Below are 19,575 nucleotides of genomic sequence, written 5' to 3'. Positions count from 1 at the left end.
TTCTTTATTTATTTTTTTTAGAATAATCTAAATTTAGTTTTAATTTTTTAATTTTAATTTTTTTTTATTTATTTTAAAATGCTAAAAAATAGGTTTTTTCATTAATTAATTGAAGATTCTTAAATTTCTTAAAAATAGCATAAAATCTAAAATTAATTAATTAATTGGAAATTCTTAAATTTCTTAAAAATCGCATAAAATCTAAAATTAATTAATTGGAAATTCTTAAAATTTCTTAAAAATAGTATTATCTGATTTAATTAATTGGAAATTCTTAAAATTTCTTAAAAATAGTATTATCTGATTTAATTAATTGGAAATTCTTAAAAATACTAAAAATAGTAAAAATAGAAAAATAATAAAAAAATGTAAAATTTATAGAAATAAATCTATAATTTTACAAAATTTTGCTTTAATTTTAGTCTATGGCGTCAGTGATTGCATCGCCCATTTCAGTTACAAGTTCAGTATCCATTGCGAATATGTCATCCTCTTTCAATACTGGACGTGTACTTCTTACACCAAATGCCATGGTAGAGAAGTTATGCAACAATGAAGTTGTAGTTGGTGGAATGACTCCAAGCAATCCAAGTCCAATTAAAGCTCCGTTAAACATTACAATGTTTCTATAATTTGCATTGATCTTATCTAACATTCCAGTTGCCAATTTTCTAAGGGTGACCAAATAGTATAAGTCATCTGAAAGCAGGGAAATGTCTGCAACTTCTCTTGCAATATCTGATGAGTTTCTCATTGCCACTGACACATCAGCGGTGGATAATGCTGGAGAGTCATTGATTCCATCTCCTACCATAATGACCTTATGGCCTTTATCCTTAATCTCTTGGATAATGTTTGCCTTGTCTTCTGGAAGAACTTGGGACCTGTACCTTGTAATGCCTAAGTCACAAGCTATTTTATGTGCAGCATTTTCACTGTCTCCAGTTAGCATGACTACATTACTAATGCCTAATTCCTTAAGTTGGCTTATAACATCATTAGCCTCTTTCCTTACAGGGTCTAAAATGCATAATATTCCTTGAAGCTTTTTGCCTATTGCAAGATAAATCACTGAATATTCATTTATATTTTCTTCAATAAGCTTTTGTTGCTTCTTAGTGAATTTAATGCCTTCATCCTCTTCTACAAAGTGTCTGCTTCCGATGATTGCTTTTTTACGACCAATTTTAGTTGCAATACCATGTGCTACTATGTAATCCACTTCACTGTGTAGCTCTTCATGGTGAAGATTTTCTGCTTCAGCCTGTTTCACAATAGCTGTTGCTACACTGTGGGCAAAGTGCTCTTCAATGCAGGCAGTAATTCTTAGCACTTCATCTCTTTCATATTTGCCACATGGAATAACCTTTTCTAAAACAGGGTGGGCATTGGTTAAGGTTCCAGTCTTATCGAATACTATGGTATCAGCATTTGCATATGCTTCCAAGTGTTTCCCACCTTTAACCATCATTCTATTATCTGAAGCCTCTTTCATTGCTGAAATGACTGAAATAGGAGTTGTTAACTTGATTGCACATGAGAAGTCTACCATCAGGACAGCTAAAGCTTTGGTAGTGTTTCTTGTAAGAAGATAAGTCAATGCTGTTGTAAGCAAGCTGTAAGGCACAATATTATCTGCCAATCTTTCTGCTTTGCTTTGAATATTAGCCTTCAAGTCTTCTGAATCTTCAATCATGTCGATGATCTTATTCAATCTGGTTTCATCGTTTACGGAACGGACTTCAATAAGTATTGATCCTTCTTCCACAACAGTTCCTGCATGGACGGCTTTGCCTTCGCTTTTATGCACTGCCAATGATTCTCCAGTCATTGAAGCCTCATTAATCATGGCATCTCCATCGACAATTACACCATCTACAGGAATGATTGCACCAGTTCTGACTCTTATATTATCTCCTTTCTTAAGTTCACTCATTGGGAATGGTCTTTCTATTTCAGTTCCATCCTCATCTATATCCACTAGCCATACGCTATCGATATTCAATGCTAAACTGTTTTTCAAAGTGCTTTTGGTTTTTTGCATTGTGTAGTCTTCAAGCATCTCTGAAATGGATAAGAGGAACATCATTGATCCAACTGATTTGTAGTTTTTGGTTAATAATGATGCAGCTATTGCTGTTCCATCAAGAAGTGCAACATCAGCACGGAAGCTGGTTAGGCTATCCAATCCTCTCCATATGTAATGAGCAGCATGATAAAACATTCTCAATCTACGAAGGGGTATTGGCAAAATAATCTTAAATAGATATCGTCTAATGACCCGTTCTGCTAACCTTACAAAGAAATCGTTTTGTATTTCAGTTAAGCTCATTTTCCCTGAAGGGCTTGTTTCATAAAGGTCTTCTTGAGAAATCTTATCTAAAATATGGAGGATTTCACCTTTCCTTTTACGATCATTATAGAATATTAATATGCTTCCGTTTCTATGTGAGATTTGAACTTCATCGATAAAGTCATGTTCAAGCAGGATTTCAGTCAAGCCATATGTTTCCTCTTTGGTAAATGCATATCTGCCTGCACGTACCCTTAAACGAGTACCTTTATCATAAACTATATCATAAATCATGGCTATCAACAAAAAGAAAAATATGTTGTAATTTTTTTATGAATTACTTAACTAAATTAATTGCTGTATAAATTTAAAAAGGGATATTCTAAATTTGTATTTTTTAAAACTTTTTTAAGGAAATTACTTCTTCTGATTAGTTATAATTGACTATTGATTTTCCTTAAAAAATTAATTTAGCTTTAATCAATACGATAAAAAAATTAGAAGATATATTAAATATTAATATATCCTATTTATTCTTCAACTTCTTCAGCAGTTATGTCAACACATACGCTGTCTTTTTTAGCTGCTTTTGCATCGGTGTGGATGTCTTCTGCATTGTCTTTAATGTCTTGAATAGATTCTTCAAGTTCGCTTTTGCAATTGAGAACAGTTGCCATACCTCTTGCTGCATAGTCTTTAGTGGTTTGAGATTCTAAGATTTTTTTACCTACTAATGCGGCTGCAACGCCGCCAACAAAAATTAATGCATGTTTGTGTTCAAATATTTTGTCTTTCCATTCTTGCATGTTATCACCTTAATATTTTAATCCCTATATTAAATCGATCTTTTCAAAAGATTGTTCTCAACCATAAGGATTATTTCTTAATATATTTTTCATTTTATTTAAATTTTGGTTTACCAAAAAATAGGCATCTATAAATTTTTTTTTTTTAAAAAATTTTTTAGATTTTCGAGTTTGATATTTTCCTCATTTGCCCTATTTTTACATACTTTTTTATATCCTTATTTATATATAAATTATTCTGTTTAATTGCGGTTTTGCTTTATATGGTGCTTTATTATTTAGTTATGCCTAATTTTATTGGGTAAATGCTCTGTATTCCTTGTTTTTTTTCTTTTTTTACTAAAAAAATAGATTGTAAGGTATTTTTAGTTAGGCAAACCTAAACTTTTATATATTATGAAAATCAATATAGTAATAGGTTTTAGGTATGCCTAATTAATCAAGGTTATGTAATCTCATATTTTCATTTTAATTAACAATCCAAAAATATTTTTAAAACCAATGCAATTATTTTAAAAATATTCCCATTTTTAAAACTAAATTTTAAAAATTTTAATTAAACTACAAATACCTCAAAATATCAAGATTTAGCAAACCTTGATTTAGGCATGCCTAAATTTCCTACCATTTTCAATAGTCATATAAATTTGCGACAAATAGCTGTTGGAAAAATTTCTTTTTATAAATATTGGGGGAAAACTATGATAAAAAAATTAAGTGAACTCAAATCTGGAGAAATGGGAATCTTATCTTCTTATGGTTCTGGTGGAGACTTGGAATTGAAAAGACACTTGCTTGGCATGGGCTTTGTAAAAGGTGCAGATGTTGAAGTGGAAAAGGTTGCACCTCTCGGAGATCCTATGCAAATTAAGGTAAAGGGATATTCTGTATGTCTTAGAAAAGAGGAAGCAAAGAATATTGAAATAGATGTATGATTCCTGTAATTTTAAAAATTAATTTTTGCTTTTTAAATGGTTTTTCAAATATTTTAAAAGCAGGTTTTGATTTTTAAAATGGTTTCGTTATAATTTTAAATTTATTTTTTTTTTAATTATTTTATTATTTTAATAATTACAAAAATTTATAATTATGTTAATTAATGTTCCAATACTTTATTAAAATTTTAAATAATTTTAGAATTTTATAGGATTCTGGAGTTTTAGATTTTAAAGAATTTTAGAACTTTAATTATTTTAATTATTTTTATAAACTTATTAAAATTGGTTAATTTTTTTAATCATTTTTAACTTGAAAATAAAATTTTAAAGGTATAAATATGGCAAATCTTAAAATAGGTTTGGCAGGTAACCCTAATGTAGGTAAAACCACTTTGTTCAATAATTTGACAGGTTTAAACCAACATGTAGGTAATTGGCCTGGTAAAACCGTAGCACAAGCAATAGGTCATTATAAACATAATGGCAATGAGGTAGAAGTTGTTGACTTGCCTGGTAACTATGCTTTAAGTGCTCATTCAATTGAGGAAATCGTATCAAGAGACTTCATCGTAGATGAGGATGCTGATGTGATAGTGAACATTATAGATGCAGCAAACATTGAAAGAAACCTGTATCTCACTGTTCAAATGATGGAACTTGGAGCTAATTTGGTAGTGGCTTTAAACATGAATAAGTATGCCCAAGACAAGGGTTATACCATTGATGCAAACAAGCTTTCTGAATTGTTGGGAGTTCCTGTAGTTGAAATTGAAGCAAATAGTGACATAGGTAAGGAAAACTTGTTAAATACTATTGAAAAGGCAGCTGCAAATCCCGTGGATCCTTCTGAAAGATTGGTTTACAACACAGAACTTAAGGAGCATCTTTCTGAACTTCAAGCTGTTATAGAAGAGGATAAGAACTTACTTGATGTACCTTCATCTTGGATTGCAATCAAATTGCTTGAAAATGATGAAATTGTAGAGGAAAAAATTGAAGGTTCATCAAAAAGAAACAATATTCAGACAGAAACTCAAAACATTAAAGATCACTTGAAAGGCATTTTTGGTGAAGGCAGTGAAGAGATAATTGCAAATGCAAGATATGCATTCATTGATGGATTGCTTGCAGAATCTCTAACCAAGCCTACAAGTGCCATTACAACCATAAGTGAAAAAATAGACAGAATTGTTACAAACAGGATATTAGGGTTCCCAATATTCCTTGTTATTATGTATGGGATGTTTGAAATCGTATTTACATTTGGGGATCCATTCCAAGACTTGATTGATGAGTTCTTTGGAATGCTTATTGACTTTACAGTTTTATCACTTGGTGACTCCATGCTTTCATCATTCCTCGTTAATGGGCTCATTGGAGGAGTAGGTGGAGTTCTTGTGTTCCTGCCTCAAATTATTCTGCTGTTCCTGATTATCAGTTTCCTTGAGGATTGCGGTTACTTGGCAAGGGCTGCATTTGTTATGGACAAGCTTATGCATAAGTTTGTTGGATTGCATGGTAAGGCATTCATTCCTATGCTTTTAGGATTTGGTTGTGGTGTGCCTGGTATTATGGCTACCAGAACAATGGAAAATGAAAAGGACAGATTAATCACTATGTTGATTGTTCCATTCATGTCCTGTTCTGCTAGAATGCCTGTATACCTATTATTGGTTGGTGCATTTTTCGCAGCTAATCAAAGTCTTGTAATATTCTCATTATATTTAGTCGGAATTATTGTAGCGGTTATTGTTGCATTAATTTTAAGAAAAACAACATTTAAGGAAATGTCTGCTCCATTTGTAATGGAATTGCCTGACTATAAATTGCCTACAATCAGAGGTATCTTAATGCACACCCTTGAAAAGTCTTGGGGATTCATTAAAAAGGCAGGTACCATTATTTTAGTTGCAAGTATTGTAATTTGGATGTTAAGCTACTTCCCAGCAGGTGTTGAATACGGATCTCAAGAAAGTGCTATCGGTACTTTAGGTACTGCAATTGCACCAGTATTTGCTCCTTTAGGATTTGGCGAATGGCAACCATCTGTAGCATTGCTATTTGGTCTTGTTGCTAAGGAGGTGGTTGTTGGTACTTTCAGTTCCCTATTTGGCGTTGCCGAGGAGGGAGCGGGAATCGCCGCTGCTATGCATGGAATATTCACTCCGCTTACAGCATATGTATTCATGGTATTTGTATTGCTTTACATTCCTTGTTTTGCAGCTCTTGGTGCAATCAAACAGGAAACCGGCGGATGGAAATATCCTTTAATCATGTCTGGAGTTACTTTAGTGACTGCATATGTGGTATCATTAATATTCTATATGGTAGGACTAGGATTAGGATTGGGTTAAACCAATTCTAATTTTAATTTTTTTTCTTTATTTGATTTAATATTCCATTTTTTTGCTATTTAATATGGTAGCTGGAAATGAGTATTAAATGAAATAATGGTAATGCCTTTAAAATTATGGGGATGCTATTATGATTAATACATTAAAGAATCATGTTCTTTATTATTGCCGGATTTTTTGAAATCGGTGGAGGATATTTGATTTGGTTATGGTTAAGGGAAGGTAAAGGAATAGAGTTCGCTATTTTAGGGGCTATTGTTTTATTTCTTTATGGTATTGTCCCAACATTTCAACCTGCAAGCTTTGGAAAAACCTATGCTGCCTATGGTGGAGTATTCATCGTTTTGTCTCTTTTATGGGGATGGAAAATAGATAATGTGATACCTGACCAATTTGATATAATTGGTGCATGCATAGCTTTGATAGGAGTATTTGTGATAATGTATTGGCCAAGAGCATTGGCATAATTATTTTAAAAAGCATTATTTAAAAGATAAAATTTTGTATTTATATTATTTAAATGAGGAGATATTATGCAATGTAGTATGTGCGGCTATGAGTTTGATCCATTGAAAGGGGGATCTTGTGGCAGTTGTGGACAATGTAAAGGATGCAATAAGGCATTTTGTCCAAGGTGTGGCTATGGAAACTCTTTAGCTACTGTAAAGGAATTTGATTATATCAGTCAGCTTCAAGCTAAAATAAAGGCTTTTAAGGCTAAAAGATCAAGAGGAAAATAATTATTTAATTTTATGCTAATTTCATATTTATCACCCTTTTTTTATTTTCTTCGATTTTTATTTTTTTTGTTTATTTTAGCAAATTGTTAGGCTCTTTTTTTTTATTTTCTTCGATTTTTTTTTTTTTTTTTTTTTTATTTTAGCAAATTTTTAGTCTCTTTTTTTTTTTATTTTCTTCGATTTTTATTTTTTGCATATTTACTAAATCGTCATGTTCCATTTTTTTTGTTAATATGGTTGAAAATTTTCACTTTTTTAAAAAATACATTTATTCCATTTAATTTTTATGAATTTTTCATAAGTTAATATTACTTTTTTAAACTCATATGCACTTGTAGTAATAAAAAACAAATATTTAAATAGTTTTATTTCATATATAAAATTGTTTACTCAATTTTTATTTAAAATTGAGAATAAATTTGTCTTTATTTGTAAAATAAAACTTAATTTATAGTTTTTAGTATTACTTTTATTAGGTGGATGATATATAAAAGTATTACTTAGGTATTACTAATTGGCAAATTTTACATAAAAAAATATTACTCTTTATAAATGTTATATGGTTGTTCAATTGTTTGCTGATTTATAAAGTAATACTTGGTATTACTTTTGAATAATTTTAACATTGTTTAAGATATAATATTTTTTAGTGTGGTTTATTTAATTATTGGAGGAAAAATAATATGCATATACCTGATGGTTTTATACCTCTTGGCCAATGTGCAATCTACTATGTAATCTTAATTATTGCATTGTACTTTGCAGGTAAATGGGCAAGAGCAAATCTTGATGAAAAACGTATACCATTGCTTGCAGTATTAGCTGCAGGTATTTTTGCAATCATGTCCATGAACATGCCAATTCCATTTGGTACCAGTGGGCACATGGTTGGTGGAGCATTAGTGGCTATTGTATTTATGGCTCCTGAAGCTGCAATTCTTGTATTCACTGCAGTATTACTTATCCAAGCTTTATTCTTCGGAGACGGTGGTATCACTGCTTTAGGTGCAAACGTATTTAACATGGCTATAGTTGGAGGATGCGTAGGTCTTTACACCTTTAAAGGTTTAAGAGGCATTATTGGTCAATATCCTTCCATATTCCTAGCAGCATGGCTTGCTACTTTAGTTTCAGCAGTTGTTGCAGCTATTGAGATGGCTATTGCAGGAACTTTCCCATTGACTGTTGGAATTGCTTCTATGGCATTTTACCATGCATTTATTGGTGTAATTGAAGGTGTATTAACAGTAATTGTTATTTACGCTCTTGAAAAATTCAGACCAGACCTATTGGCATGGAACAGAGAGTAGAGGGTGAAATTATGGAATTAAGTCAACAAGATAAAATTTTAATTGTTGTAGGGATCATATTCTGCCTTGCATTAGCAGTATTATCTCCTTACATTGCATCTGGAGATCCTGATGGATTGGAAAAATCTGCAGAAGATGCTGGAGTTGGTGAAGATGTAGAATCTGCAGTTATCGAATCACCATTCCCTGACTATACTTATGAACCTTTAGACAAAATAGGTGAAATTGCTGTCTTATTATTAGGCGGACTGATAACATTGGCTCTTGGTTTAGGTATAGGTTATGCATTAAAAAAGTCTAATTAAGTTTTGGGAAAAAATTATTTAAAATCCCAAGGATTTTAAAGTTTAGAAAAACATGGTCTTGGGTATTAATTATTTATATTATTTATAATTATTATCTGAGATTCATCTCTTTTTCTATTCGATTATTTGTTCTTCTATTTTTCTATTTTTCTATTATTCATTTGTTCCACTATTTTACTATTCTATATTCTATATTCTAATTCTATATTCTATTTTTGTACTTTTGTAATACTTTTTAGTTATTTTTCACTTGATTAGTAATAATTTATCTATTATTTAATCATTCATTTATCAATTAGTAATACTTTTTTGCTTTTTTTAAGGAATTAGTAATACTTCATCCTTTATTCTTTTAATGAGTAATACTTTTTTGCGTATTTTGACAAAAAAGTAATAATTATGCTTTTTAATAAATAAATATTTATAATTTGATGCTAATAGTATAATATACATTTAAAAGTATTTTTAAAATTTAATCAATATATTAATGGTGGATAAAATGGCAATAGAACAAGTTAGAACATTGGAATTCATTTCTTCTCAAGATTCTATCATTCATAATCTGGAAGGTAGGGTCAAGCTCATTGCCATTTTGATGATAATTCTTTTTGCTGTTTTTTCAGATAGGCTAATAGTTCCAATCGTCTTGGAATGTTTCCAATTGATTGTTATGTATTTGGCAAAGCTCTCATTTAAGGAAAGCTTTAAGAGGGTGCTTCTTCTTTTGCCATTTGGTGGTTTTGTAATAGCATTCCAGCCATTCATACACCCTGGAAATATTATTTGGCAAGGTCCTTATTCATGGCTTTACATCACAGACACCGGTTTAAATTGGACGATTCTTTTATTTGCTAGATTGATTGTTTGTTTGACAGCTATTGTCATACTTTCATCTACCTCACCTATGCAAGAAGTGGTCCAATCCTTTAGAAAACTTGGTATGCCAAGGGATTTAGCAATGATCTTAACAATTATGGTAAGGTTCCTGTTTATTTTTGTAGATGAATTAAGGGATATTCGCCAATCAATGACTTCAAGAAACTTTGATCCATTCAATAAGATGATTTCCTATAAATGGAGAGTAAAGCAAGTGGGATACAGCATAGCCATGATGTTTTTAAAGGCTTATGAAAAGGGTGAAACCATCTATTTAAGTATGGCAAGCAGATGCTTTTCAGACAATTCTGAATTATATCATGCTAAGACAATCATTGGAAAACCTGAATATCTCTATTTGGCTATAATTCTTGGTATGATAATTGTTTTAGAGTTAATTGTATTGTTTTATTCCCATAATTTAGGGTATTATGGTATTTCCTTATCTTTATAGTGAGGAATATTTTTTTACTTTTTTTGAATTCTTATTTAATTTTTATTTTTTATATTTTCCCTATTTTTAGGTATGCCTAAAAATTTCGAAAGATTTATATATTAGGTCAACTAAACTATAATTAACAATAAGTTTAGGTTTACCTAAAAAATTATTGTTTCTTTAAAAATCGTAATTATGTTGTCTATTGGTTAAGTTAGTAATGATCTAAAGTTTTATTGATTACACTTCCTCCCTTTCTTTAGATTATTATTGACTTTGGGATTTCAACACACATCATTTTCTTCTGCAGATTCGTTCTCTGCTTCTTTTTAGAAATCCTGAATTGCGATGACTTTTTATGATAAAAGAACCATTTTAAATAACTTAATTGTTATTTAGCAATCTCCAAATAAGTACATAGTATTCTAAATCCCAGGTTTACTATGTACTGCCTCTTATTTTCTTTTCTCTTTATTTTTTATTTTTTTTATATACTTTCATTTAAATATTTTTCAATTCTTTTTTGGTCTTTTTTTGGGGGGGATATTTTTCAATTTGGTTGTATTTTTTTTAATTATTTTTTCATTGATCTTTTTAGCTGAATATTTTTTATAGTTATTTATTGGCCTTATTCTTTAGGCATGCCTAAAAAAATCGATATGTTTATATACTATGAAAACTAATCTATAATTAACAATAAGTTTAGGTGTACCTAAACTGTTGTGTTATTGAATAAAAATCTGTAATAATCTTATTAATAATATATTCTTTTTTCAAGAAAAAATTGTACAAAGTATTAGTTTAATCATTACAATCCAAATCACTTGAATTAAATATCATTATTAATTTTAGTTTAGTTATGAATTTTACATTAACAAACATCATTTTCTTCTGCATATAATCGCTCTCAAGATGTAAAATTCATAGTTAAATACCTTATTCAATCTTCAGATAATAAATAATTTAGTTATTATTTATCTCAACCTCCAAAATCAGTTCATAGCTTTTTGCTATGGATTTTTCTTTTCTTTTTTTTAATTATTTTTTATTATTTTTAACAGTTTAGCTATTTTTTCATCTTTGGTTATTTTTTTTTATTTTTAGATTGATTCACTTTTTAAGATTATTCTAAAACAATTTTTTTCAGTATTTAAAAGAGATGTTTGGCTAATTTTTAAAAAAGAAGTTTTTTATAAAAAATATATTAAATTAGGTTTATTTTTAAAAGAAATTTTTTATTAAAAATATATTAAAATAAATTAATTTTACAAAATTATTTAATCAAAATTAATTAAGATAATTAAAATTAATTAAAATAAGAATTAATAGATTTTTATTCCTCTATCCTTTAGGATTGCTGCGAAATAGATCACTGCAATAATAAAGAAATAGAACAGCACTTGTATATCCAATATTCCAGTTTCCACTCCAACAATTGAATATGTTAATATTAGGCTGTATATTACAATGTAGAATGAGTCTTGAGTTATCTTGACTATTTTATATCCTGTTCCTAATAGGAATCCAAGCAAGCACATTTCCACTGCAACTCCAACCTTACCGAAATCCACAAGCATTTGTCCAAGCAATGTTGGTGTTACGGTTACTTCTGTTCTCCAAGCTATCAGTTTTCCAACCAGCATCCTTGGGCCAAGTTCGCTTCCAGGCATTGCGCTTGCTAGCATCTTTCCATGTAAAAGTCCAAAATTGCCTGAAATTTGATTTAACAGGTTTAAAACATGCATTGTAAAGTTTGCTCTTGATTCCAATGTGGAAAATGGGTCTGTGCTTGAACTGATTGCAAGCTCATTCAATGATCTTATATACCCAATTCCGGTAATTGCAACCACTCCAAATAATGCTCCAAGAAGGACCTCCCAAACTGATAGTATCTTTCCATAATAGCCGATTATTATCATCATAAGCAAGATAGCTATTATTGGAGTTCTGTATTCAAGGGCAAGGACAGTTGCAATGCCTATAGTTGTTAAAACCAAAAATCGGAATCTTGCTTGGCTGCGGCTAATCTTGTTTTTCTTGTATTGGCTTAGGTAATGTGAAGCGATTAATCCGATTCCTGGAATTACAAGAAAAACAGGCATTGTAAATATAGGGTTAAGGGAGTATCTTAAAGAGGATTTTAAGAGAGGAACTCCTCCAACAGATGCAATGCTTATGAATAAGAATACGATTCCAATCAATGTAAGGCAAAATCCTATCGAATAGATGTCTTTTGTATTGAAAATTGGAATCTTATTGTCCTTTTCATCCCCATTTTCAGGATTGCCTTGATTATTTAAGATAAATCTTGGAAAAATTAGGGTTCCAATCAGGAAACTGGCAAATGCAATAATTATGACTGTCTGCAAGTCTCTTGGTACTTGGTTTGTGGCAAGAAGCAAAAAGAGGGTAAATGTAACTAAAACAATAATAGGTGAAAATATTTCTTCAGCTAAAATTACGCTTTTATTGAAAAATGATAAGAACTTTTCACCAGGGTATAGCTTCCTGAAGTAGCTTCTGTTCCATATATCTTCAATAAACTCAAGAATGCTAAAGATAACTGAAATTAAAAAGGTTTTTCTAAGTGCATCTTCTATGCTTCTAGTTATTGTGCTAGCAATAGAATATATTACGCTCATATTTTCACTGTTGTTTTATTTTTATTTGGTTTATCTTTTTAAAAAGCATTTGGTTTTGCTTTTTTTTGCAAAAACCAAACGTTATTTTTATTTGGTTTATATTTTTTAAAAACCATTTGGTTTTACCTTTTTGCAAAAACCAAAGGTTTTTATTATTTTTTTAAATTTAATTATAATATTATTTTATTTTTAATGCATTAGATTAGCTTACTTTATAAATGTTCTTGACATTATAATCTGATTTTATGGAAGCAATGTCTTTAGGAGTTGAATTATAGATTCTTAATTGTATTGCACTGCTTTGACCAGTGAAATCTCCTAAAATCTGATCTGCTTTATTTAAATCAGTTTTATTTACCCTATTGATGTCAAGCAAGCTTGTTCTATCCTTTAATGTTATGCAAGGTTTTCTATTATTGTTCAATGCATTCAATAATTTCTGATATTTTGTAAAAGTTGTGCTGTCCAAATTGTCAATTGCAACTGTTGTGCTTATTTCACATTTGGTTCCATTAGGAATCTTTGACATTAAGTCACTGAGTTTGCTGATTTCCATTGGAGCTATTTGAATGTCTGAGACATTGGCATAAGACTCGCCACTTGTCTCTATGCTTATTTCATCGATGAATATGTCTGCATTAGGAGAATCCTTATAGAATCCTGCAAGCACTTCTTTGCCATTGGAATCGATTAGAATGTTTGTTTTTTCATCTTCGCTTTCCCCAATCCATAGGACAGTTCCATTCATTTCCACAGTTCCATTTATGTCGGTTTTTGTTCCAACTATATTGCTTGTGACTATCTTTCCCCGTTCATAATGGTCAAGATAGGTTTCAAGTATTTTGTTTCTTGTTGATGTGTCAAATGAAGTGGCTGTTGGCTTTGTTGTATCGTCGTCTACCATATGGTAGATGGCAAATCCAACGGCGCCAATAATGCAGATTATTATCAATATGTCTATAATTGTAATCTTATTAAAAAATCCTGATTTCTTCATGGTTTTTACCCTAGTCCACTTTTTTAAGTTCTTCAGAACTAATTTGCTTTTCTTTAATCATTCTTCGTAGATTGCACCTAAAGGACATGCGTCAATGCATATGCCGCAATCGTCACATCCATCTTTAATTATCATTGTGTATCCTTTCTTTTCAATTAGATCTTTAGGACAGACTGGTATGCATTTCTCACATACTCCACAGTCATCCAAATCAATTACTATCAATTTATCGCCTCAAATTATATGATATAAAGTTTTTTTTGAATTTTTAATGTAAAATTATTCAGTAATATAATATGCTTTATTATATCGGCTAGATATTATTGTAAAACTTTTTAATAAATTAATATGTTTTGTTAATATTGTCTAGCGGTTATTGTAAAACTTTTTAATAAACTAATATATTGTACTTCATCATATATAAAAGTTTCGATTTAAAAGTTATTGTAAAACTTTTTAATAAATTAATATGTTTTATTAATATTGTCTAGCTGTTATTGTAAAACTTTTTAGTAATATAATATACTTTATTATATTAGTTAATACTATTTTAAATTATAATTATTTTTCTTTATATAATTTTGTAATATTTCTAGATTTTGTTGAAATTTTCATATTTGGTTTTCATATTTCCATTTGTTCTCCATGTTTTTCAAAATCATTTTTTGTATATCCATAAAATTTATATATTATGAAGTTCAATTTAATATTGTTGTTATTATGCAAGAGTGCCCGAGCGGCCAAAGGGGAAGGACTTAAGATCCTTTGGTGTAGGCCTTCGAGGGTTCGAATCCCTTCTCTTGCACTTTTTTATAATTTTTTTTATAGATTTTTTCTTGCCTTAGTGGCTCAGCTGGTAGAGCGCTACCTTGGTAAGGTAGAAGTCGGGGGTTCGAATCCCCCCTAAGGCTCTTTTTCTAATTAATTTGTGTTAATTAGTTTTTTTTATTTTTTTTCAACATACGTTGTTTTTTTTTTAAATTAGTCTATATTAGGTCTTATAAATGGCTAATGTGGATTATTGCATATTGATATTTAAGGTCTTATTAAGTCAATATTAGGATTCAATTCTTTCATTGCCAATTTAAGGTCTTATATTAAGTATTTTAAAGTTTTTTTTAATCTTAGGATTATTTTTTCTTTTTTAAATACGATTGAATTATGATAAATTTTATTGAATCAATTAGTTTAAATATGATGATGCTAATATTTTATTTGGTATTAGTAAAAATTTCAATAATTTTTATAATATCATAATAGTTTATTGATTATTAGAAATATTAAAAAGTGGGTGAAAAAATGGTTAAGCATTTTAATGTTATAATGGCAGCAGTCATTTCAGGAACAGTGGCTTTATTTACTTCTGTTTTAGGAATTTCCGGTACTGTTATTGGATCTGTCTTAAGTACATTTCTATATCAATTGCTTTCAGGATACTCTGAAGAGCGGTATGAGGAACGGGGCATAATCAAACCTAATTTAGGTGGAGAAATTGTTTACATATTTCCCCTGGCGGTAATAGCAATTATAGAACTGATATTTGTTCTTTCTGCTTTGCATTACAGATTTGATATGCTATTTGATATTTTGGAATCTGCTGTGGCCAATAATTTGTTTAGGATAATGGGTATTGGTTTGATAATCTTAGGTGTTTATCCTTTCTTCAATGAAAAGTATGTCAATAAGCGTAATGGTATGGTAGTTTTAATCCTTGGTGTATTGTTGCTTTTAAGAGGTTTAGTTGATATCACTAGTATAACCGCTAAAATATTCTATGCATTATTCTACCGTTTTGACTTCATATTTGGATTGTTAGTGGTTGTTATTCTAGTCCTTGTAATAATAAATATTCTAAAAGGTTCTGATATTGGAGATTTCAAGTCTAAGGAATTTGTTAATGAACATAAGCCTAAACCTCATGCAAGGAAAATAGACACTTCCTTTAATAAGTTCCGTCATTCAAACAGAAATAATAAGCATAATGCTTCCAATTGGGATGATGATGTGCCTATGAGGGATGATCATTATCATGATAGACCAGTTTACAATAATGGGCATGATTCCTGGCATGAACCTTATGAGCATGTTCAAAGCAATGAAGAGCTTCCTCTTTATGAAGAAGAAGTCATTCTTGTAAAAGATCCTGAAAATCCAGGCACTCCTATTAAGAAAAGAATCTTAAAAAAGGTAGGCCGAAATAAGGGCAGTGATGATGATTTTCAAGATGTTTATATTGTTGATGAATTGAAGTAATCAATTCTTAAAAAAAGATGTTTATATTGTTGATGAAATGAAGTATTCATCGGAAAAAAAGATGGATTAATAATCCATTTATAGTTTTTAAAGCTATTTGTTTTAAAAAAGAGAAGGAAAATTAATATTTTCCAATCTCTAAATTTCTTTTTTTTATAATTATTTATTCTATTAAAATAGTAATTTCTTATTTTCAAATAATTAATTTTTAAAATTTAATTAATTAATCAATAATAGTTAATCAACTATTTTATTTATAATCAATCTAAAATCATTTATTTTTATTTATAAACAATCTAAATCAATTATTCTTATTTAATTAATCAATTATTATTAAATTAATTATTTTAATTTTAAATCTATTCCACACTCTTTATTTTAGCAGTCATGTTTTCATTTAAGTTCTTGTTGTTGAAACTTTCCCTATCTGGAACAATCATATCGAATTCGCTGATTTCATCGATTTCAGCATCACCATGGCTAAGGGTTGCATTCAATACGTGTCCTCCAATTTTCTTGTCATCAGATAGGAAAATGAAGATGCCATCCGTGCATGTTTAGCTTATCCATGTAATCTGGGAAGTAAACCGCTATAATTGTTCCATTGAGGTTGTCATGAGGGAATACCTTTTGGTCTCTTGCTGCAACTTCAGTAAATTCATCATATGGCTTTTCCTGTTTTACAACACTTCTGACGGTTATGTTTTTACATTCTGCCTTGATTTTCATAACATACATTTGGTTTACACCAGTTTCATTGATTTTCTTATCTAATTGCTTAGTTAAATCATCAAAATCCTTTGCAGAAATGTCAGACATCTTTGAATCACAGTCAAAATGGGTTACAGTTGCAAAAGGAACTGTTTCAGAGTCTTCCATAACATTGATGTTTCCATCTGAATCTGCCTGATAGACAACTCCATCTAAAAAGATCATTTCACCATTTGCACCATCAAAGGTTCCAAGTCCGGTATCACCATGGGATTTCAAATCCTTTACACTAACAAATCCGTCATATTCTCCATGCATAAATGATTGCAATAAAGAGACTTGATATAGCTCATCGTCATCATTGCCAAATCCGCTAGTAGCACCAACTATTAATGCTCCAGCTAAAATAAGTATAACTATTAATAATATTGCTTTTTTCAATTCCATTTTATAACCTCTAATAAAATAGTATATTATTGTTTTTTATAAAAAATGATTATTAATTTTATGGATTTTTTGAGGTTTATTATTTTGGGATTGTTGTTTTGTTTTTAGTGAATTCATTTTAATCTATTTTTTAAGAATATTATTTTATTTATAATAATTGGATTGTTTTCAGTATTGATTATTTATTTCTAATGAATTCAGTTGATTTTGATTATTTTTAAAATAAGTATTTACTTTAAGAATTTATTTTCATTGATTATTTTTAAAATAATCATTAACTTTAAGAATTAGTTAGACCTGCGCCAAATGTTTCCACATTTTGCACATCTGATGAAATATGTTGGAGCTTCATCTGCAGACCTTGTTTGGACTGTCCACCAATATCCTTTTGTTCCTCCACACTTATAGCAGGTAATTTCCTTTGTTGGAGAGCCACATTATTGTTATCGGTTACAATAATCTCATTCTCCTTTGTTTTCTCTCCTTCAAACTGATATTCCTTTTCAATAGCCTCATCAGATATTTCATCCTCATATCCGCATTCACATTTGATCTTATTGTTTACAGGTATCAGCATCTTACCGCAGTCTGGACAGAATCTCATATTTTAGCTCCGAATATATAATAAGTTTGCATTTGTTTCATTGAAAATTCTTTAGGAAATTATTTTGATGAATTTTTTTAATTTTCATGATAAATTTATCATAATTCATCATTATTTGTAATGGTCTTTATAAAATTTTTTCTTGATTTTATCATAATTTTTAAAAAATTCTATCACTTTTCTAAATGATTTTTTCATAAATCATTTAATATTTTTTCATTTTATCAAAAGTATTTTACTACATTCTTTATACATTTTTTATAATATAAATTTTTAGTTTTTTCGGCTATTTTCATATAAAAATGTCTAATATATAATATATTTTATAGTTTATTATCGACAAAATTTTTATTCTTGAGATTTGGTTTCCATTTTCACAGTCCATTTATTTTTTTTAAACTTTTTCATCACAATAAAACATCACTTTTTCATTATTTTTCTCCAATTGTTTTTTCATATGCCAACGATTTGGAAAAATTGTTGAAATTTTTAATAATTTGTAATAATTTATCATGATAAATCAACATGTTTATATATTATGTTCATTAAAATTAATAGTATATGAAAGAATGGAGGAAATATCAATGATTGAAATTCGCTTCCACGGTCGTGGAGGACAAGGTGCTGTAACTGCAGCAGAAATTTTAGCAAAGGCAGCATTTAAAGATGGTAAATACTCTCAAGCGTTCCCATTCTTCGGTGTAGAAAGAAGAGGAGCTCCTGTTATGGCATTTACCAGAATTGACGCAGAACCTATCAATTTAAGATATCAGGTTTACAACCCTGATCATGTGATAGTTCTTGACGATGGTCTTTTAAGTGTTGTTGATGTTTATTCTGGATTGAAAGAAAATGGTGAAGTTATTATAAATACTCATGAAAAGGTCGAATCTGAAAAATACGAAGTATTTGATGTTGATGCAACAGGCATCGCACTTGAAATATTAGGTGTAAACATTGTAAACACCATTATTTTAGGATACTTTGCTAAGAAGACTGGAGAAGTAAGTATTGAATCACTTATTGAAGTAATTAAAGAAACTTTCCCAGGTCCAATTGGAGAGAAAAACGCAGTAGCAGCTCGAAAAGCTTATGATATGGCTTAAGGCTGTAATTATAAAATTAAATTTATGAAAGGTGATTAAATGGTTTCTATTGGATGTGCAATTAGTGAACCGGGAAGTACTCGTAAAAATAAAACAGGGAGTTGGAGAACTTTTAAGCCAATCCTTGATAAGAATGCTTGTGTAGATTGCAATAACTGTCTCATGTTCTGTCCAGAAGGATGCGTAAACAAAGATCATGACATTGACTATGATTATTGTAAAGGTTGCGGTATTTGTAAAGAAGAATGCCCAGTTCAAGCTATTAAAATGGAGATAGAATAATCCCGCTAATTTAGGCGCAATCATTATTCTAAATTATGTTGATATCAGATAGATAATGTCTATCATTAATAAAAAATAAGAGTGGAGAAAATTTTATGGCAAAAGAAATTATGACAACAAATAGAGCAGTTGCTGAAGCTGTAAAGTTAGCTAAACCACAAGTTGTTCCTGTTTACCCTATTACTCCTCAAACTACCATATCTGAATACCTTGCACAATTTGTTGCAGATGGTGATTTGGATGCTGATTATATTAGAGTAGAATCTGAACACAGTGCAATAAGTGCTACTTTAGGAGCTTCTGAAGCAGGAGTAAGAGTATTTACTGCTACTTCATCTCAAGGTTTAATGTTAATGCATGAAATATTATTTGCAGCTGCAGGTATGAGAGCTCCAATAGTAATGGCAGATGCAAACAGGGCAATTTCTGCTCCATTAAACATTTGGAACGATCAACAAGATTCCATCGCACAAAG

General features: G+C 29.8%; 17 protein-coding genes, 2 tRNA genes and 2 pseudogenes. 13 read left to right on the top strand and 8 right to left on the bottom strand.

Going from position 1 to position 19,575, the window contains the following annotated elements; genetic code table 11:
- Positions 1 to 418: 418 nt before the first annotated feature.
- Both QZV12_RS11730 and QZV12_RS11725 read right to left on the bottom strand, forming a co-directional pair.
- On the bottom strand, positions 419 to 2,587 hold the full coding sequence (locus QZV12_RS11730) for a heavy metal translocating P-type ATPase (RefSeq protein ID WP_295622079.1): 2,169 nt from the start codon (positions 2,585 to 2,587) through the stop codon (positions 419 to 421).
- Positions 2,588 to 2,823: 236 nt separating this feature from the next.
- Positions 2,824 to 3,099, bottom strand: a complete 276-nt coding sequence (locus tag QZV12_RS11725) for a DUF6110 family protein (protein ID WP_295622074.1) — start codon at positions 3,097 to 3,099, stop codon at positions 2,824 to 2,826.
- A gap of 701 nt (positions 3,100 to 3,800) precedes the next feature.
- Between QZV12_RS11725 and QZV12_RS11720 the strand changes: the two genes are divergently transcribed.
- From QZV12_RS11720 to cbiQ, 7 genes are all read left to right on the top strand, one after another.
- Positions 3,801 to 4,034 (top strand): FeoA family protein, encoded by a 234-nt coding sequence (locus QZV12_RS11720; protein WP_295622070.1) that lies wholly within the window; start codon positions 3,801 to 3,803, stop codon positions 4,032 to 4,034.
- A 341-nt stretch (positions 4,035 to 4,375) separates the two neighbouring features.
- Positions 4,376 to 6,391: a ferrous iron transport protein B gene (feoB, locus tag QZV12_RS11715; RefSeq protein WP_295622067.1), complete on the top strand. Its 2,016-nt coding sequence runs from the start codon at positions 4,376 to 4,378 to the stop codon at positions 6,389 to 6,391.
- 152 nt (positions 6,392 to 6,543) lie between these two features.
- Positions 6,544 to 6,858 (top strand): YnfA family protein, encoded by a 315-nt coding sequence (locus QZV12_RS11710; RefSeq protein WP_295622064.1) that lies wholly within the window; start codon positions 6,544 to 6,546, stop codon positions 6,856 to 6,858.
- A gap of 66 nt (positions 6,859 to 6,924) precedes the next feature.
- Complete coding sequence (locus QZV12_RS11705; RefSeq protein WP_295622061.1) at positions 6,925 to 7,131, top strand: hypothetical protein; 207 nt, start codon at positions 6,925 to 6,927, stop codon at positions 7,129 to 7,131.
- Positions 7,132 to 7,814: 683 nt separating this feature from the next.
- Positions 7,815 to 8,441, top strand: coding sequence for a cobalt transporter CbiM (gene cbiM / locus QZV12_RS11700; RefSeq protein WP_295622059.1), 627 nt, complete (start codon positions 7,815 to 7,817; stop codon positions 8,439 to 8,441).
- An 11-nt stretch (positions 8,442 to 8,452) separates the two neighbouring features.
- On the top strand, positions 8,453 to 8,746 hold the full coding sequence (locus QZV12_RS11695) for a PDGLE domain-containing protein (protein ID WP_295622057.1): 294 nt from the start codon (positions 8,453 to 8,455) through the stop codon (positions 8,744 to 8,746).
- A gap of 499 nt (positions 8,747 to 9,245) precedes the next feature.
- Positions 9,246 to 10,076 (top strand): cobalt ECF transporter T component CbiQ, encoded by an 831-nt coding sequence (gene cbiQ, locus QZV12_RS11690; RefSeq protein ID WP_295622055.1) that lies wholly within the window; start codon positions 9,246 to 9,248, stop codon positions 10,074 to 10,076.
- Positions 10,077 to 11,380: 1,304 nt separating this feature from the next.
- Here cbiQ and QZV12_RS11685 read toward each other — a convergent pair.
- The 3 genes from QZV12_RS11685 to QZV12_RS11675 form a co-directional block, all read right to left on the bottom strand.
- Positions 11,381 to 12,700 carry an oligosaccharide repeat unit polymerase family protein gene (locus tag QZV12_RS11685; protein ID WP_295622053.1) on the bottom strand — a complete coding sequence of 440 codons (1,320 nt, stop codon included), beginning with the start codon at positions 12,698 to 12,700 and terminating at the stop codon, positions 11,381 to 11,383.
- Between the two features lie 202 nt (positions 12,701 to 12,902).
- Positions 12,903 to 13,697, bottom strand: coding sequence for an adhesin (locus QZV12_RS11680; protein ID WP_295622051.1), 795 nt, complete (start codon positions 13,695 to 13,697; stop codon positions 12,903 to 12,905).
- A 57-nt stretch (positions 13,698 to 13,754) separates the two neighbouring features.
- Entirely contained in the window at positions 13,755 to 13,922 is a 168-nt protein-coding gene (locus QZV12_RS11675; protein ID WP_394350736.1) for a 4Fe-4S binding protein, read from the bottom strand.
- 497 nt (positions 13,923 to 14,419) lie between these two features.
- Here QZV12_RS11675 and QZV12_RS11670 point away from each other — a divergent pair.
- From QZV12_RS11670 to QZV12_RS11660, 3 genes are all read left to right on the top strand, one after another.
- Positions 14,420 to 14,502: transfer RNA gene (locus QZV12_RS11670), tRNA-Leu, on the top strand.
- A 33-nt stretch (positions 14,503 to 14,535) separates the two neighbouring features.
- Positions 14,536 to 14,608: transfer RNA gene (locus QZV12_RS11665), tRNA-Thr, on the top strand.
- A 388-nt stretch (positions 14,609 to 14,996) separates the two neighbouring features.
- Positions 14,997 to 15,950 carry a hypothetical protein gene (locus QZV12_RS11660; RefSeq protein ID WP_295622050.1) on the top strand — a complete coding sequence of 318 codons (954 nt, stop codon included), beginning with the start codon at positions 14,997 to 14,999 and terminating at the stop codon, positions 15,948 to 15,950.
- Positions 15,951 to 16,309: 359 nt separating this feature from the next.
- On the opposite strand, the gene QZV12_RS11655 is transcribed toward QZV12_RS11660, so the two are convergent.
- From QZV12_RS11655 to QZV12_RS13810, 3 genes and pseudogenes are all read right to left on the bottom strand, one after another.
- Positions 16,310 to 16,447: a hypothetical protein gene (locus QZV12_RS11655; protein ID WP_295622048.1), complete on the bottom strand. Its 138-nt coding sequence runs from the start codon at positions 16,445 to 16,447 to the stop codon at positions 16,310 to 16,312.
- A gap of 25 nt (positions 16,448 to 16,472) precedes the next feature.
- Positions 16,473 to 17,108 (bottom strand): acetolactate decarboxylase, encoded by a 636-nt coding sequence (locus QZV12_RS11650; RefSeq protein ID WP_295622046.1) that lies wholly within the window; start codon positions 17,106 to 17,108, stop codon positions 16,473 to 16,475.
- A gap of 287 nt (positions 17,109 to 17,395) precedes the next feature.
- A pseudogene (locus QZV12_RS13810) lies at positions 17,396 to 17,712 on the bottom strand (transcription factor S).
- 584 nt (positions 17,713 to 18,296) lie between these two features.
- Here QZV12_RS13810 and QZV12_RS11640 point away from each other — a divergent pair.
- From QZV12_RS11640 to porA, 3 genes and pseudogenes are all read left to right on the top strand, one after another.
- The gene (locus tag QZV12_RS11640; RefSeq protein WP_295622043.1) at positions 18,297 to 18,818 is read left to right on the top strand and encodes a pyruvate ferredoxin oxidoreductase subunit gamma; all 522 of its coding nucleotides are present in this window, start codon (positions 18,297 to 18,299) and stop codon (positions 18,816 to 18,818) included.
- A 39-nt stretch (positions 18,819 to 18,857) separates the two neighbouring features.
- Positions 18,858 to 19,100, top strand: a complete 243-nt coding sequence (gene porD, locus QZV12_RS11635) for a pyruvate synthase subunit PorD (protein WP_295622041.1) — start codon at positions 18,858 to 18,860, stop codon at positions 19,098 to 19,100.
- Between the two features lie 95 nt (positions 19,101 to 19,195).
- A pseudogene (porA, locus tag QZV12_RS11630) lies at positions 19,196 to 19,575 on the top strand (pyruvate ferredoxin oxidoreductase); the annotation flags it as partial.

Origin of the sequence: uncultured Methanobrevibacter sp., from assembly GCF_902769175.1 — an archaeon.
Classification (GTDB): Archaea; Methanobacteriota; Methanobacteria; order Methanobacteriales; family Methanobacteriaceae; genus Methanobrevibacter.
The sequence above is the reverse complement of the archived record's forward strand: the minus strand, read 5'-3'. Positions and strand labels throughout refer to the sequence as shown.